Genomic DNA, 17,459 nt, shown 5'->3' with positions numbered 1-17,459 from the left:
AAATGAATACTGGTGTTCCCGCAGATGCGGTGTCACCTGATTTTATTCTCCCAGCAATTCATCCAATACGTCGTTTACCTCCAGGCTGTTTTCTGATTTCAGCAGAATCTTCTTGTCTTTGTCTATTAGATAGCAGAGCGGCAATTCACTGACGTTGTACAGGTCCATCAAGGCTGTAGCCTGACCTGCTGAATCGGCTACCAGATTCCATGCGATGCTGTCTGATTGAAGGTAATTCCGTATTTGATTGCAATTGTTGTCCATCGTGACTACCAGCAGGTTTAATTCCTTTTCTGGATGTTTTTGGGCGATTTGCACCATGTAAGGGTCTGTCAGTTTAGTCTTTCCTTCCCAGGACGGTACAAATGCCAACAAGGTGTATTTATGCTTGACGGTGTCCAGCTTAAATTCTTGTCCGTGTACGTTTTTAACCTTGAAATCAGGCGCTTCTTCTCCAATATTTGTCCTTTTGGTACGTGCGCTGTATTCTTCCAGTTCTTTATAAAGGAAGTGGGTACGTAGTTCAGGAGAGATCAGAGCCAATAGTTCATCGGCTTCCCTGGTATCGTCCGGATTCGTGAAAAAATATTGGATCAGAGCAAGTGATACCGCTTTGTCCGTATGCTTTTTGATGTAGACTACGGCTTCTTCGGCCAACTGATGATTGATATTCGTTAATTTCGCTATCAGATCGGCTTCTTCGATGGGATTCTTGGCCTTTTGATCGATTTGATACAATAACTTGGCCTGTTCTTTCCACAGATTAGCCGAGGCTTTTCTCAGATCGGTCAGCTGACTGTTGATTGAACTACCTCCTTCGATTGTCAATAACTTGGGATTTGTTATGTCTCCTGTTATTTTAATTTTCTTTCCTTTTTCCAAAAATACATTCACAACGCGAGTACGGTTCTCAAAGAACAGCGTGGCTGTATGGAAGTCGCCCGTCTTATGTCTGAGTTTAAAGGTTCCGTCAGTTTCACAGGTAATGGTATCAATTGCTTTCGCGCTTTCATTTTCAAATACGACATACAGGGTAGGGTCTTGCAATTGAGTGAGTTTTCCTTCAATTTGATAACTCTCATCCTTGCTGCAAGCTACCAATCCCAATAAGACTGTCCATATAAATAGTATGTATTTTTGCATATTCATCTCTCTTTCCGCGAATTTTCGGTAAAGATAGAAAAAGTTTTTTAAAGTACGTTTATAAATAGAAATAATTTGGAAAAATATTGGAAAAAAGCATAAAAAAAGAGGATGCAATGAATGCACCCTCTTTCTTATGATTGTCTGATATGTAATGTAATATAAATTACAATTGCGGACCAGCAGCAACCAAAGCCTTACCAGCTTCGTTACCTGTAAATTTAGCAAAGTTCTTGATGAAGCGAGCAGCCAAGTCTTTTGCTTTTTCATCCCACTGAGCAGCGTCAGCATAAGTATCGCGCGGATCCAAGATTGCAGGATCAACACCTGGCAATGCAGTCGGAACTTCGAAATCGAAGTACGGGATCTTCTTAGTAGGAGCGCTGTTGATAGAACCATCCAGGATAGCATCGATGATACCACGAGTATCGCGGATAGAAATACGCTTACCAGTACCGTTCCAACCAGTGTTAACCAAATATGCTTTAGCACCAGTCATTTCCATCTTCTTAACCAATTCTTCACCGTACTTAGTCGGGTGCAATGACAAGAATGCAGCACCGAAGCAAGCAGAGAATGTCGGAGTCGGTTCAGTGATACCACGTTCTGTACCAGCCAACTTAGCAGTAAATCCTGACAAGAAGTAGTACTTAGTCTGTTCCGGAGTCAAGATAGATACTGGAGGCAATACACCGAATGCATCAGCTGACAAGAAGATTACTTGTTTAGCGTGAGGACCTTTAGAAACCGGTTTAACGATGTTTTCGATGTGATAGATCGGGTAAGAAACACGAGTGTTTTCAGTTACGCTCTTATCAGCGAAGTCGATCTTACCGTTAGCATCAACTGTAACGTTTTCCAACAAAGCGTCACGTTTGATAGCGTTGTAGATATCTGGTTCTGATTCCTTATCCAAGTTGATAACCTTAGCGTAGCAACCACCTTCGTAGTTGAATACACCTTCGTCATCCCATCCGTGTTCGTCATCACCGATCAACAGACGTTTCGGGTCAGTTGACAAAGTAGTCTTACCTGTACCTGACAAACCGAAGAAGATAGCTGAGCTCTTACCTTCTTTGTCTGTATTAGCTGAACAGTGCATAGAAGCGATACCACGCAACGGGTTCAGGTAGTTCATGATTGAGAAGATACCCTTCTTCATTTCACCACCGTACCAAGTATTCAGGATAACTTGTTCTTTAGTCTTCAAGTTGAATACTGTAGCAGTTTCAGAGTTCAAACCTAATTCTTTGTAGTTGTCAACTTTTGCTTTAGCAGCGTTGAATGATACGAAATCAGGTTCACCGTAGTTAGCCAATTCTTCAGCTGTCGGACGGATAAACATATTTGTTACGAAGTGAGCCTGCCATGCAACTTCCATGATGAAACGTACTTTCAAACGAGTAGCTTCGTTAGCACCGCAGAATGTATCAACAACGAACAAACGTTTGCCTGACAATTCTTTAACAGCTTTAGCTTTCAAGTCAGCCCATGCTTCTTCTGAACAAGGCTTGTTATCGTTTTTGTATTCTTCTGAAGTCCACCATACAGTATCTTCGCTAGCTTCATTCTTAACGAAGAATTTATCTTTAGGAGAACGACCAGTGTAGATACCAGTCATCACGTTCACAGCACCCAATTCTGTAACCTGTCCTTTTTCGTAGCCTTCCAAACTAGCTTTTGTTTCTTCAGCGAACAGTACATCATAAGAAGGATTGTGTACAATTTCCTTCACATCGGTAATACCGTACTTGCTTAAATCTAAATTTGCCATCTTGTTAATAATTTAAGTGATTGACTTTATTTATGTTTATTTATTTTCTTCTTAGCCAGTCCTGAAACTTTTCTGTTCCCGACTTGCCGCACTATATAGAGAACAAGCCGGAGCGTCTTTTTGTTTAACGCGTACAAAAGTACTATTTTTTTTTATTGGAAATAGCAGATTAAGGAAATTTTTCAGCAATAAATTCTCTTTTCCGGAAAGCCTTTCTTCCTGGCCTTTGTTTTGTAAACTGAAGTTTGCAAAATGGTGTTTTTCTGCATCCTATCGCCTTTCTTTTCATTCCTGCCTATGAATGCTCCAAAAGCCGGCGTCTTTTCATGAATTCCCGGCGTATATGGATGAAAAGCCGGCGTCTTTTGCTCCAAAAGTAACGAGTATCAAAAACGATCTTCGTCTGGTTCGTTTTTGATACTCGCTGGAATTGATTATACCTATATCTGATTTTCTTTTATACCCTTCACACACCTGTTTATCTGTCTCATATTCTGTCTGTTCCTGTGAAGGATGTGAAGGCTGTCCGTTCTTTTGGCTTAACCCAAGTGATTGTCCGTTCTTTTCTCTTGAAAGAAAAGAACCAAAAGTTCAAGGCTGCGTCTGCTGAGCTACTCCGTCACTTCGTTACGCTGTGCGCGCCGCAAACTCGCTTCGCTCAGACAGCGACGCTCCGGCCGCTTCACTCCGTTCCTACGCTTAACGCTCACCAGAACGAGGCCAATCCAATTGACAATTGATAATTGACGATTGACAATTTTCTTTTTCTCCTTCATTTATCCATGGAACTTGCCTTGCGTCGTTTTGTACAACCAAATAACAATCAATAAAAACGAATGGGCTTATTGTGTTATTTATTGTTTTATCCTGTCGCGTTGGGATGGAGGAGCAGCACGCTGCGCCTCTACTCGCATTTACCAAACTCAACGGGGAATTAAATACCCCCATGTAATCCGGCCTTATAAATTTTCAATTCTCAATTTTCAATTGTTTCGGCCTAACGGAGGAGGCGTTAAGCGGTCGACCGAGCGGAGCGTTAAAAAATCTCGGCTGTTTGAGCGAAGCGAGTTTTCCGAGATTTTAGCGTAGCGACCAAGACCGTAGCCTCCGCAGTGTGAGCCTTGATTTTTTGGTTCTTTTGCATCAAGGCAAAAGAACAGGCATGATCTTGAACTTTTGCTTCTTTTCTTTCAAGAGAAAAGAACGAATACGATCTTATGATTTTCTCTATACCTTATATTATATATACATCTATAGAAATCTCTACTGGCAACAACCTCTTGGCTATACTTCGATCATAGAACCCAGGTTTCGTTATCCAAACCCATGGTTTTGTCGCCTGAAAATAGGGGGTTGATAAGAAACCTAACCAATTGATAAAAAAATAGGTCAGTTTATTTGCAGGTATAAAAAAAGGATTTACCTTTGCATTGTTGATTGTGGCTAAAAATGAAATGCCACCGCTTCCGTTTTTAGAACTTTCGGAAGCCTTATAGGAAAAAGAAGAATTTATTATTACTCTATTATTAATATTAATTTATTTATTATGAACAAAAAGTTTTCTACTTTAGTAGCTAGCTTGCTGTTATCTTCTGCATTCTCAGTATATGCAGGTAACGCAAAACCGATGCTAGCAACTCCGACTCAGGTTGAAACTCGCGCTACTTCTGCTGATGTTGAGAAAGCTGTGGAAGCTACAGGTACTCTTCCGACTTATGTCGCAGCTTTAAATGGGCATGTATTAAATGGATTTACTAACAATGCACGTGTCGCTTATGTAGGAAAAATTGGATCAGCTAATACTCGGGAACAGTATGTTCTTGCTAATCATTCCAATGGGAATGTAGGTGTTAGTGCTTACTCTTCTATCTCTTCTGCAAATGTCGCTACCGATGCTCCTGATTATTATTGGACTTTATTAGAAGGTCGTTTGGTTGCAAATAATGGAATTGAATTTTCTTTAACGGGGTTAGATGAATATATTGAAGTTGTTCCATTGATGCAGGATGGTAAAGAGACTCCCTATTTTGCTATTGCCAAGAGAGATAAGGATGGTAATTTGCAATATGCGGAATTTGCTACTACTACATTCACTTGGTCTACTAGTAAGGCTACAGAATATGATACATATATTATGAATGCGGCTTTGTTCGTTTCTGTAGAAACTGCATATACTGTAGCTTATACGGGCAAAGAATTGAATGACTATTTGAAAAATGGTTTCAATTTGGCTATTTCTTCATTAAAAGATGAAACAGCGGAAATAACTCATTCTGAGGCTTTTAATGGCGTTCTAAAAGCTATGGTTGATGGAACTAATCTGTCTACTAACGATAATGTTTATCATTTGATGAATGAAGATGGTAAATTTATTTGGTTTGATAAAGACGCTGCAATAACTTCTGACGGTTATTCTTTGAAGGGTCAGTTTAAATTGGTTGATATTGCAACTGCTTCTAACACCTCAGATGATTTTGGTCGTTTCCAATTCAAAAAAGCTGATAATGGTTCTGGTTTAGTTCAGGTATTGGTTGGTGATGAAACTCATGAAACTTCTTTATCGACTATGAATTTCCCGTATCGTTTGTATGTTGCTAATGTAAACGATACATATGGACTAAGTATTGCTAAAGAGAATCAGACTCCTGCAGTGCCGGCAGAAAATTGGGCTGCAACTACATTGGATGCAAGTACAATTGTTAATCCTAAGCAATTCTTAACAGGTCAATTCTATACAATTGACTTTGAAGGTGCTGTTGCAAATGCGGAAGCTTATAAGAAAGATGGTCGTTTGGCTGTAAGAGATGGTAAGGCAGACTTCGTACCTGCTAACGGTTTGTATGAAAAAGCTCCTGAAGCACAATGGGCTGTTTCGGCTTATTATGGTGGTACTACTACAATTAAAGGTTTTACTTTGACAAACCGTGAAAATCCATCTGTTTCAGTAACTATTACAGAATTACGTAAGGATTTAGGTAAGACTTATTACCGTGTAGTTGATTTGGCTGGTGCTCCAGCGAATGCTACAAATGCAGGAATTGATCAGGGAGATTATATCACAATCACAGCTGTAGAAAATCATAAGAAGAATGATGGATACAAAGTGTTGACAACTAATGATTTGAAGAATACTACTTGGTATTTAGGTCAGATACGTAAGGCAGAAGGTGATGCTGAAGTAAATGTTTACTGGACAGAAAACCATGTTGGATCACATCAGATCGGTGCTACAGTAGAAGAAGCAAAGGCTGCGAAGTGGAACTTGTCTTTGGTTAATAAAAATGTTGATAAACATACAAGTGAAACAGACTCTATCTTGGTGGTTTCAGAGTTGCAAGAATGGAATCCGGTGAAGAGTCGTATTGATGCTAAGAAAGACACCTTGGTGATTTTGCCTTATGCATTCCAGAACAGAAGTAATAACGAATTCGTTAAGATGAACGACAAAGTTAATTTGGATTACTATATCTGTGATGAAACTAATAAGGTAAATAACCGCTTAGCTCAACGTTTTGCATTGAAGTTGAAAGCAGATGGTGAAACATATAACTATGTGGCACTGCGCTCTACTGGTTTTGACGAAGGAGAAAAACAAACTTATAATGCAGACGGAGGTGTTATTGCTTTAACTAATAAAGCTTATGCGACAAAGAAAGTATACCAGCATAACTCTGCCGATTATGGTACTTGGAAGAACATGGAAATGTATGCAGAAGATGCAAACTCTTTGATGTTCGTAACAAAAGTACAGGCTCCTGAATATCGTAAGTTGGTAACTACTGCTAACTTGGATACAATTAAATTGTATCGTGCAGATAATGAAGCTCAAGTAGTTTATGAAAAGAAAGATACGAAGGCTTCTACATTATTGGAACGTCCTGTAAGTTTCTTGAATATTGATAATGTTGAACAATTCAAGGATATCAATCCTGCATTGTATGCGGATACTGCTTATGTAAATCGTGGTAACAATACTTGTTATCAGTACTTGTTAGGTGTTAATATTGAACACAAAGAAGGTTGGTATTGTGAAGAACACGGCTTTACAGCAACTCCTCCTTGTAAACATGCAGTTCCAGTATCTTACAACCAAGGTCGTTATTTGATTAACATGATTGATACAGCTAATATTTTGGCTGCTGATTTGAAGGTCTCAATTCACAACAATCCGTTTATCAATGAAACTGAAGAAGGTAACAAGTGTGCAAAATTAGCATTTGTTGATGCTATCCATGTATTAACAGATAGTGTTGATATGACAAAGGCTGATAAATTGTATGTAATCAACAATGAAGAAGACAGAACTAAATATTCTGTAATTGATTTGTCAACTCCTGGTTTCAATGTAGCTAAGTTCGCATTCAAGTATACAGATTCAATGGTTGATGATAACTTCAAGATCCAGACTCAGTGGAAAGATTATGATCCTAATGGTTATAATAAATCAGGTTATAAGATGCATGATGAAGGTTATTTGCGTTGGGTAAATGGTTGCTTGGTTGTTGATGAAACATACCAGAAGGGTGACGTATTCAATATGAACGAAGACGAAACTCGTACTCCGACAGCTAACGAAGAAATTACTGCTGAAGGTAGCGTAGTAGTAGCTGGTGTTAACGGTGCTGTAGTTGTTAAGGGTGCAGAAGGTAAGTCTGTAATCGTAAGCACAATCTTAGGTAAGGTAGTTGCTAACGAAGTATTGACTTCTGACAATGCTACAATCGCTGCTCCTGCTGGTGTAGTAGTTGTATCAGTTGACGGCGAAAGCTTCAAAGTGGTTGTTAAATAATTAAGTTATGACTAACAACTTATCAGGGGCCTCAGGCTCCTGATATTTACACGAATATATTACAATTTACACGCACAAGAATTTGGATATGATTCTTGTAACGAGTAACCCGTGAGGGCGAAAGCGTGTTTAAAAAAGTCTCTCTATTCCGATAGGGAGACTTTTTTATTATGATAGTTTTTTGTATATTTGAATGATAGCCTATGACTGGATACAGTCTTGAAAAAGCTTTGTTCTTCGTGCGTGGAAGAATGCCAGGTGTGCCTTATACATTATATAAAGAAGCACGGATGAAATCGTATAAAAAACGGTGAAAAGTGAAAAATAATCTACTAAAAATAGATAGATTATGAATTTTATTCCTATTTTTGTGGCATATCAGCATTTGTTAACAACATGATTAATGGGTAAAAGTTACGAATGCAGCAAACCACCTGCGTGAAAACAGGAGAGGAAGACTTTATATTACAAAGAGATAGATAGACGTATATTACACAAGTAAGACTATTAACTTAAAAATTATATTTTATGAAACAACGATTACTTTTAGCATTGCTGATGTTATTAACATCGGCTGGGTTTTTGAAGGCGAACATTGTATTCAAAGTTCCAAAGAATACAGGAACAGTAACAGTAACTTTTAGTGGAACAGCGGGAGGTATTAAAGCAACTTCTATAAGTGGATTACCTCAGGCAGAAGTTAGTGGAAAAGGTCTTGTTTATACTATCAAGAACAATTCTGTAGAGGTCGCTCAATATACATTTGATACATCAAATGGAAATTTCACATTAAATCCATGTAATGTTACATTTACTGTTACAGGTGATGCATCTGTTACGGAAATAGATGCACAGGGTGTTCCTAATCTGAATTCATTCACGGCATCAGGTGTAGGTTTAACTTCACTGACGTTAAACTCACCGGATGTTAAGATAGTTGATGTATCTAATAACAAGTTGGCGGGTTTTGATGTTTCTAGCTTAAATGCTTTAGTGAGTATAAATGCTTCCAATAATCAAATAGCAAGTTTAGGAACAGGTTTTGCTAGTGGTGCTAATAATACATTGAAGGAAGTTTACTTATCTAATAACAAAATTGGTGGTGGTGATTTCTCAGAATTAGCAGTTGTTGAAACGTTTGAAATAGAAAACAACGAACTTACAGACTTGAATCTGAAGGCAGCTACAAAATTGTCAACACTGAGAGTTAGTGGAAACAGTTTAAAGCATATTACTTGTGCAGACGGTGTTACTCCTGTTTGGGGAACACAGACATTTGATTTAGGGGGAAACACTATACGTACAGCAAATGAAGGACTCAATGTCTTGGAAGTTTTGAAGAATAAAGGGTATCTTTTGACTGAATCAAAGAATGAAGATTTGTCTAGCAGCAAAATGACAGGATATGTTTGGCGTAAATTAAGCGGTGGAAGCTATGTCGATGCGAAAGATGAGGCACATGCTTTGTTCGCTACAAATCCTGAACAATTCTATTTTGCAAAGGCTTCAGGTGATAAATATGTTTTCATTAATACGTCGACAACGTATGAATGTGAATTTACATATGATGGAAAAGTAACTGTAAAGTTGCAGAACATCGTTATTAATCCAGCTAAATTGACATTGAAAAAATTGCCGGAAAGCTTGCGTTATGTAAATAGTACTGCAACTAGAACAGATAACGAGGTACATCAAGGAGACCATTTGCAATTTTGGTTGAAGGATAGTTATAAAGATTATTCTATCAAAACATTTAAAGATGTTACGGCATTAACTGCGACAGATGATGCGCAGATGACGAAAGACGGTGGAGAATTTATCGTTGCCGGTTATTTCCAAAAAGGTGCATCAACGGTAGAGAGTGGTATTGTAAATCCATCTATCAATGTGGAATTGACAAAGGCTAGTTGTGAAGTATCTTTTGACAATACTCAACAAAAGGGTGGTCAATACAAAATAGAATCAATCTATGAGAACAAAACTACTGAGTTGACTTCTGGAAAGAAGAATCAAGTAACAAAAGGTAGTACAATCAAAGTAACTATTACAGAAGATACAGGATTCACTGCAAAGATTTCTGTAAATGGAGAGGATAAGTCAGCTTCTTTAGTTCCAGATGAGAAGAATAAGAGCAATAAGATTTTGACGATAGACAATCTGAGTGAAAATGTAGCTATTGTTGTAACGTTTGATGAAACGGAAAATGTTGAAACAGGATTGACTATTGAAAATGCTACTATTAACGGAGGCGCGTTCGTTGGTGATAAAGTGGTAATAGGAGGAAAAAACTTTGCAGATGGGACGATGGGACAAGATTTGCCCGTTGGTAAAACTCAACTTGCTTTTGAATTGACAGCTAAAGCTGTATATGGTTTGGATACTTGGAGCTGTGCTAAGGCTGTTGATGCTGTTATGGTAGACGGAGTTGCACAAGAGCCTACAGCTAAGACTATCGTGCCGGAGTCAGAGGTGAAGAATGTTACTGATCCTGCGATTAAGTACACATACGATATTACTATTCCTAAGACTGATACACGTATTACAATCAAGTTCAAAGATCAGCAGAGAGTAAAATTTACTCCGGAAGCTGATAAAAAAGAACAACATCAGGCATACGATAAAACTCCGAAGACGTTTAAGTTTACAACTTCTCCGAAGGGATTGGAAAATAGCGTGCAGGTACTTTATACCAATGCTGATCTTCAAGGAGCTAAACCGACAACAGATGCGCCTACAGCTGCCGGAACATATAATGTAACAGTATCTATCCCTGCAACGGGAACAGGTGAATACGCTCCGATATTGTCAGCTGCATATCCCGATTTGAAGCTGGTAATTGATCCGGCGAAGTTGAATTTTGAAACAGCACCGACGATAACAGTTGGAGCAGATGGCAAATATGTTATTGCACCGAATACAGGTAAAGTAACATTGGGTTCTGTAGTTGTGGCTGGTAATTATTTGATAGTAACTAAAGGTAATACTCCTGATAAAGATAAGGTTTTGGATGCACCGATAGATGCCAATAAGAATAAATCACATTTGGTAACGGTTAAGTTCGTTGCTAATAACGGTACAAGCGATGATCCAAACTATGCTCCGGCTTATATCGAAACCGAAGTTGTTAATGGCGAAGCTTTGAAGGATTACACTGTAGATTTGTTCTTAGGCAATGAAGGTGATAAATTCCCCGGTAACGTAACTATTTACAACGAAGACAAAGTAATCACTCCGGGTACTAAGGTAAAAGAGGGTACAGAATTGACCTTTAAGATTGAAGTACCAAAGACAATAGATTTGGGAAGTGTTAAATTAGCTACGATAAAGTCAGATAAACCATTAGGAACTGTAACTCCGGATCCAAACACTAGAATTGTTACTGTTACGGATGTTAAAGTTGAGGCTGATGCTACTTATAAAGTATTGTATAATGTCTCTCACGAGATTACAAATAAGTATAAGGTTGAACTGAAAGAGCAAAAAGTAACTTATAATGAGGCTTTGCAGGAATACGACCTTAATTACATGACTATCACAGGCGAAACAACTCCATTTGATGAGACTGTTGTAAAGGAATATGTACAGATTACATATAAGGATAAAAATGGAGCAGAAGTTGTTACTCCGAAAAATGCAGGTACATATACAGTTTGCGTTTCAATTCCTTATTTGGATGCTCATACGGCAGACGGAAATTATAAGACGTATGCAGCGTTTGCAGATGAATATGAAGCTGCTTTAGTTATTGAACCGGCAGAAATAGCTGTAAAAGATCTTACATGGCCTACTACATCTTCTTTAATTGCGAAGAAGCAGACTTTGGCTAATTCTGCATTGAGTGGTGGTAATAGCTCGAAGATTCCTGGTAAATTCAAATGGGAAGATGAAGGTATCGTTCCGGAATCAGGAAAGGCTTATTCTGTAATCTTTGACCCGGATGATGATAACTATGCAATAGTAAAGGGCGGTGACGATCATAAAGTGTATGTAAATGTTTCAAACGCTATCTTGGTAACATTCGTTCCAGAAAACTGTAAGGTAGTTGTGACAGACGCTTCTGGTAAAGAATATGCAACAGGAGATGTAGTGGCTAAGGGTGCTGTTTTGACAATCAAAGCTACTCCGTTTACAGATTGTGAGATGAAGACCTTTACAGTAAACGGTAAACCATTCACAAGCGGTTCTACTTATACTGTAACGGATGAAACCGTAGAAATCGTTGCCATCGCTCAGTTGAAAGATGTTAATCCTGAATCTGTAGTCATTACGTTGCCTGAAAATGATGAAGTTCAGGGTGCAATCTTGACCAAGACAGGTGCACAAGAAGTGGCATTCAACGGTGAATTGACATTCTCTGTAGCTACTTTGGCGGCTGATAAGAACAAAGTATCAGTAACAGCAAACGGTGTAACTCTGAAACCGAACAGCAATGGTGTTTATACAGTGAAGGCAGACAAGAACAAAACAGTGTCTGTATCTGTTGCCAACCCAACAGCAATCGTTGTGAAGGCTGATACGACATTGTCACCGGGTTTGAAACCGATGGGTAAGGTAGAAATACAAGGTTGGACATCTACGAAGAAATATTATTACGGAGATGTAGTAACAGTAACAGCCTTCCCCGAATCAGGTGTTACATTTGTTGGTTGGAAGGGCTTTACAGATGACAGCAATCCGTTGGAAGTAATTCTGAAAGAACCGTCTTATACATTCAAGGCATTGTATAAAGGTATTCCGACAGGTATTGAAGATATCATGGCTGCTTCTATTGCAACAGGTAAGGGTTGTGTATGGGTTCGTGGTATTGCCAATGCCGATGTAACAATTGTAAGCATTGCAGGTCGTGTACAGGCAAGACAGCGTATCAGCGGTGATACTCGTATCGATGTTCCGGCTGGTATTTATGTAGTAGTTTTGGAAAGCGGTTCAGACGTAAAACGTGTAAAAGTAATCGTAAAATAAGTTTTTAATTTGTTTCTAATGTAAGAGGGCGTGTCAGCAATGGCACGCCTTTTTTTGTGCATTCTGGTTGTTGGGAAAATAATCTCCCAAATTCTTATCCGATTTTGCAACCTTTGGTTTGATGCCTTCGTCTTATAGATAGAAAACAGAAAAAGAAATGGATGATTCAGTTCAGGATTTAATAGCCGGATGCCGGAAACGGTATCGCCAGTCGCAGCTGGCGATGTATCGTCGGTTTGCCCCGTTGGTTTATCCGATCTGCTTACGTATAGTAGGCAATGCACCGGAAGCCGAAGAGGCGATGCAGGATACTTTCCTGAAGATTTTTGACAAGCTGGATCAATATCATGACGAACTCTGTTTTGAGGCTTGGATTCGCCGGATTGCTGTCCGTACTGCCATTGATTATGTGCGTAGGCGGTTACCGGAAGAAGAATTGTTAGAAGAAACACTACCAGATATGGCAGACGACGAGGAAGAGCTGCGCGAACAGGAAGAACAAACGCTGCTGACGGTCGCTTCCGTCCGGAATGCCTTGGAGAAAGTACCGGCACAGGCACGTATGGTCTTGTCGCTTTACTTGTTTGAAGGATATGACATGGAAGAAATCGCTCAAATCCTGAAGCTTCAGCCATCGAGTGTGCGAAGCCAATATTTGCGGGGAAAGCGGCGATTAGTTGAATTGATGAAAGCTTTGTAAAGAAGAAGGAGAAGAAAAATATATGGACAGATTAAAAGATTATATTCAGCAGAATTGGGAAGCATTGGATGAAATCCCGTTACCTGAAGGACATTTGGAACGTTTTGCTGCCCGCCTGGAAAAGGAAGAAACCAAGAAAATCGTTCCGTTATGGCATAAGCTGGTTCCGTTGGCCGCGGCTGTTGCCTTGTTCTTCTGCCTGTCTGTTCCTTTCTGGATGCATCAGCCGGTTTCTCCTGACGCATATGTCTGCGAACTCCATTCAGAAATGGGAGAGTTACATACCTATTACCGGATGCAACTGGAAGATCATCTGATGGAACTGGAAACGGCCAGCAAGGAAAATCCTTCCGAAGCCGTGACGCATTTATTGGAAGCTGCCTTGCAGATAGAAGCTTCCTGTCAACAATTCGACAATCAGGTACTACCCACTTTGCCCTGTTCGGATGAAGGTATCTTTGCCATCAACCAGCAATACCAGAATAGTCTGAACAGCATGCAAATCCTTTGCCAGCAATTGAATCGGGTGAAGGAAGAGTGATTGGTTGGTAGGTTACTATTTAGCAAGACGAATATAAAACGAAGAAACTTAAAAACGAAGAATAATATGAAAGCAACGTTATTACGATTTTGGTGCACATGCATGTGTATGCTTTTCTGTCTGGCAGCGCAGGCCGCAGAACCGGATGAACTGAACAAGAAGGAATATGAAAAGAGTTTCCCGGCCAACAAGAGTGACGAACTGTTTATCTCCAACAAATACGGAGGAATCACCATTACCCATTGGGACAAAGCAGAAGTGGCATTCCGGGTTGTGGTCGAAGTCAAGTCGCGTAATGAGCAGGACAACAAGAGAAATCTGGATCGGATTAAGATTAAGTTTGATAAACAAGGAAATATTATTTCGGGTATCACCGAAATGTCGGATGTTTCGATCCGTAACGGCAAACTGGATATCCAATATTACGTCAGTATGCCTTCGTGGATTTCCAGTAAGTTGGAGCAGCATTACGGAAATATCCTGATGCCGGCCAAGAATCCGGCCCGTTGCCAGCTGACAGTCAAGTATGGCAATATAGAAGGCGGAAGCTTTGAACAGCCGTTAGAGTTGGAAGCCAAATACAGTAATGTGACGTTAGGTTCCTTGCAGGCAGGTGATTTCGATCTAGGTTATTGTGGCAAGGCTACGGTCCAATCTGCTTCAACCCTGAATGCAGACAGTAAATATTCGAATCTGCAGGTAGGAGAAATCGGTCAGTTAGCCCTTGAGTTAAAATATGGGCAGCTGGAAGCCGAGAAAGTACAGTCTATGACTGCCGATGTGAAATACAGTACATGTAAGATCGGTTATCTGTCAGACGATCTGAAGGTCGAATCGTTAGATTATAGCACACTAGAGATGGATGAAGTGAATGGTAAATTCAAGGATATCCATGTTGAAGCACGTTACAGCGCCGTTAAACTGGCTTTGCCTTCGTCAGCTTCTTTCCGGGTAGATGGAGAAAATCTGAAATATGGTCATTGTAAACTACATGGCTTTGAGCCATCCAAGAGCGAGAAAGAAAAGGATGCCGTATATTATGAAGTGAACGGTGGTAAGAACGGTTCGATCTATTTTGATGGCGGTTCGTATTCGAATATGAATATCCGGATGAAATAATTGAGCGGTTAATAAGCTCTCGGTATATACAAGGTTTTAGATAGTGTCGTTTAGCTGTCTAAAACCTTGTTTTGTGATGATCTGTTCCTTTTTCAGACTTGTCAATTTTCTAATTCCCTTACAAGTTGATTTTCATTCCTTCCTTTGCCAGTGTCGTTTCAGGGAAAATCTTTACAGCTTCCTGTTTGAGTGGCAACGGATCTTCGTAGCGGGCAGAGTAATGTCCGATCAGCAATCGCTTCACTTCGGCGTCACGGGCGATGGTTGCCGCTTCCTTGGCTGTTGAATGAAACGTCTCGTGGGCTCGGGCAGCATCGGCATCCTTAAAGGTCGCTTCGTGATATAATAAATCGACTTGACGAATGTAAGGAATGATTTCCGGCAGATAGGCTGTATCCGAACAATAAGCATACGTACGGGCCGGTGTTGCCGGACGAGTCAGGAGATGATTCGGAATACATTTCCCCTCGGGCGTGATGTAATCCGCTCCCTGTTTGATGTATTGAATATCTTTTACCGGAATTTGGTAGAAGTCGATCATTTCGCGGATGATATGCGCGTCCCGCTGCTTTTCCTTGAAGAGGAATCCGCAACAGGGAATCCGATGTTTAAGCGGAATCGAATAGACGGAAACCGAACGATCCTCCATGATCAACGCATGTTCCTGCGTATTGACCGGATTGAACTGGACATGGAAAGGCAACCCCTGACAAAACAACTGCAGCATGGCGTCCAGATAGGTACCTAATTCTTTCGGACCATGAATAAATAAGTCGCCATTCCTTCCCAACATACCCAAGGTAGATATTAAACCGGGTAAACCAAAGCAATGATCACCGTGCAAGTGCGATATAAAGATATGATTCAGACGGCTGAACTTGATTCGCATCCGCCGCATTTGTACTTGTGTTCCTTCTCCACAGTCAATCATATACAATTTGTCCCGTAAGTCAATGATTTGTGAAGAAGCTAAATGACGTGTTGTGGGTAAAGCTGAGCCACAACCTAAAATATTCAGTTCAAAATCCGCCATAAGAATGAAACATTTGTGCAAAGATAATGTAAATCTTCAAGGATTGTGTAAAAAAACTTGAAAATGACAGCTTTTACTTGTTTGTTTCGAGTTTATATTATTATATTTGTTCGCTGTCCTTTTTAAGTAAAGATAGTTATGATCATCTTAAAATGGTTATTAAGTTAAACCTTGACTAACTTTTTCTTTTTGTTTAAAACGGTTAAATGTAGAAACGGCCTAGCGGGAAGCTACGCCGTTTCTAGTTTTATAAGCCTGTTCCTTCCGTTTATTTCTTTCCCGGTTTTAAGTCGATAGCTCTCCATGCATAGAAAATATAAGCCAGGACGAATGGTATCAGGATAGATACGTAACTCATGACTTTCAGGGTAAACGGACTGGAACAACTGTTCTGCAGTGTCAGTGAACTTTGTAAGTCGGTTATTGACGGATAGTAAGCGGTATGATTCCAACCTGCACACAATAAAAGGGCAAGAACCGTCAGCACTGTTCCCGTTCCGCTGAACCAGATGCCTTCCCGATAGGAAGGATTCAGATAAGTTTTCCCGATTCCCCATAAAACCAAGATTACACCAACCAGTAAGATGCCGGTTACATAGGGCATTTCCAGTAGGTTCAGGGCATATTTGTAGGGCTGCATAAAGATTTCCTGTGTATCCGGATTGATGGCAAAGCCATCGGCTATCAGCCAATGGGCCAGGAAAGCCAGGAAGAACAGCAGGAATGCGATACTTTCAGGCAACAAGCGGTTCCAGCTTTGGCTTCTGATGGATTCGTCGTCTATATTATTCATAAAGTATAGGATGGCTAAAACTCGAGCCAGGAAAAAGACGGCAATTCCCAAACAGACATTCCAGATATTCAATACGGCCTCTAATCCGTGCCAAGGCGTTGCCCATTGGGAAATGACAGGCATAGAAAGAACGCTTAATTGTTCTTTATTCACGATAAATTCGGCGCCGTTGAAGAATGTTCCGACGGCTGTACCCAATAAGACGGGTCCGGCAATTCCATTAATCAGCAGAAAGATGCGGTAGGTCTTTTTGCCGAGCAGGTTTCCTTTTCGCATCTGGTATTCGTATGAGACCGCCTGTAATACGAAACACAGCAAGATGAGCATCCATACCCAGTAAGCACCACCGAAACTGGTTGAATAGAATAATGGGAAAGAAGCAAAGAAAGCTCCGCCGAAAGTAACCAGGGTAGTGAACGTCAGTTCCCATTTCTTTCCGGTCGATTCGAGGAGTAACTGTCGTTGGGTTTCCGTCTTTCCGAGTTGGAACAACAACGACTGGCCGCCCTGAACAAATAAAAGGAAAACCAGCAGTCCGCCTAAAAGCGAAATGAGAAACCACCAGTAATGCTGTAAGAATATATAAGTTGATGTTTCCATAGAAT

General features: G+C 40.1%; 9 protein-coding genes. 5 read left to right on the top strand and 4 right to left on the bottom strand.

Going from position 1 to position 17,459, the window contains the following annotated elements:
• Positions 1 to 42: 42 nt before the first annotated feature.
• Both MUN53_RS08025 and pckA read right to left on the bottom strand, forming a co-directional pair.
• Entirely contained in the window at positions 43 to 1,143 is a 1,101-nt protein-coding gene (locus tag MUN53_RS08025) for a TlpA disulfide reductase family protein (protein WP_243324603.1), read from the bottom strand.
• Positions 1,144 to 1,309: 166 nt separating this feature from the next.
• Positions 1,310 to 2,917: a phosphoenolpyruvate carboxykinase (ATP) gene (gene pckA, locus MUN53_RS08020; protein ID WP_243324601.1), complete on the bottom strand. Its 1,608-nt coding sequence runs from the start codon at positions 2,915 to 2,917 to the stop codon at positions 1,310 to 1,312.
• A 1,546-nt stretch (positions 2,918 to 4,463) separates the two neighbouring features.
• On the opposite strand from pckA, the gene MUN53_RS08015 reads away from it, so the two are divergent.
• The 5 genes from MUN53_RS08015 to MUN53_RS07995 all read left to right on the top strand — a co-directional run bounded on the left by MUN53_RS08015 (position 4,464) and on the right by MUN53_RS07995 (position 15,028).
• On the top strand, positions 4,464 to 7,706 hold the full coding sequence (locus MUN53_RS08015; protein ID WP_243324599.1) for a DUF6383 domain-containing protein: 3,243 nt from the start codon (positions 4,464 to 4,466) through the stop codon (positions 7,704 to 7,706).
• 528 nt (positions 7,707 to 8,234) lie between these two features.
• The gene (locus MUN53_RS08010; RefSeq protein WP_243324598.1) at positions 8,235 to 12,668 is read left to right on the top strand and encodes an InlB B-repeat-containing protein; all 4,434 of its coding nucleotides are present in this window, start codon (positions 8,235 to 8,237) and stop codon (positions 12,666 to 12,668) included.
• A gap of 157 nt (positions 12,669 to 12,825) precedes the next feature.
• A complete protein-coding gene (locus MUN53_RS08005) occupies positions 12,826 to 13,368 on the top strand; it encodes an RNA polymerase sigma factor (protein WP_243324597.1) in 543 nt (180 codons plus the stop codon).
• A gap of 22 nt (positions 13,369 to 13,390) precedes the next feature.
• The gene (locus MUN53_RS08000; RefSeq protein ID WP_243324594.1) at positions 13,391 to 13,909 is read left to right on the top strand and encodes a hypothetical protein; all 519 of its coding nucleotides are present in this window, start codon (positions 13,391 to 13,393) and stop codon (positions 13,907 to 13,909) included.
• Positions 13,910 to 13,975: 66 nt separating this feature from the next.
• Positions 13,976 to 15,028: a hypothetical protein gene (locus MUN53_RS07995; RefSeq protein WP_243324592.1), complete on the top strand. Its 1,053-nt coding sequence runs from the start codon at positions 13,976 to 13,978 to the stop codon at positions 15,026 to 15,028.
• Positions 15,029 to 15,146: 118 nt separating this feature from the next.
• Here MUN53_RS07995 and MUN53_RS07990 read toward each other — a convergent pair whose 3' ends face one another.
• Together MUN53_RS07990 and MUN53_RS07985 are read right to left on the bottom strand one after the other, a co-directional pair.
• Positions 15,147 to 16,061, bottom strand: a complete 915-nt coding sequence (locus MUN53_RS07990; RefSeq protein ID WP_243324590.1) for a ribonuclease Z — start codon at positions 16,059 to 16,061, stop codon at positions 15,147 to 15,149.
• A 268-nt stretch (positions 16,062 to 16,329) separates the two neighbouring features.
• Positions 16,330 to 17,454, bottom strand: coding sequence for a cytochrome d ubiquinol oxidase subunit II (locus MUN53_RS07985; RefSeq protein WP_243324588.1), 1,125 nt, complete (start codon positions 17,452 to 17,454; stop codon positions 16,330 to 16,332).
• Positions 17,455 to 17,459: the final 5 nt, after the last annotated feature.

The organism is Parabacteroides faecalis (assembly GCF_022809355.1).
In the GTDB taxonomy this organism is placed as follows: Bacteria; Bacteroidota; Bacteroidia; order Bacteroidales; family Tannerellaceae; genus Parabacteroides; species Parabacteroides faecalis.
Note: the sequence above shows the minus strand (reverse complement) of the source record. Positions and strands in the feature narration are given on the sequence as shown.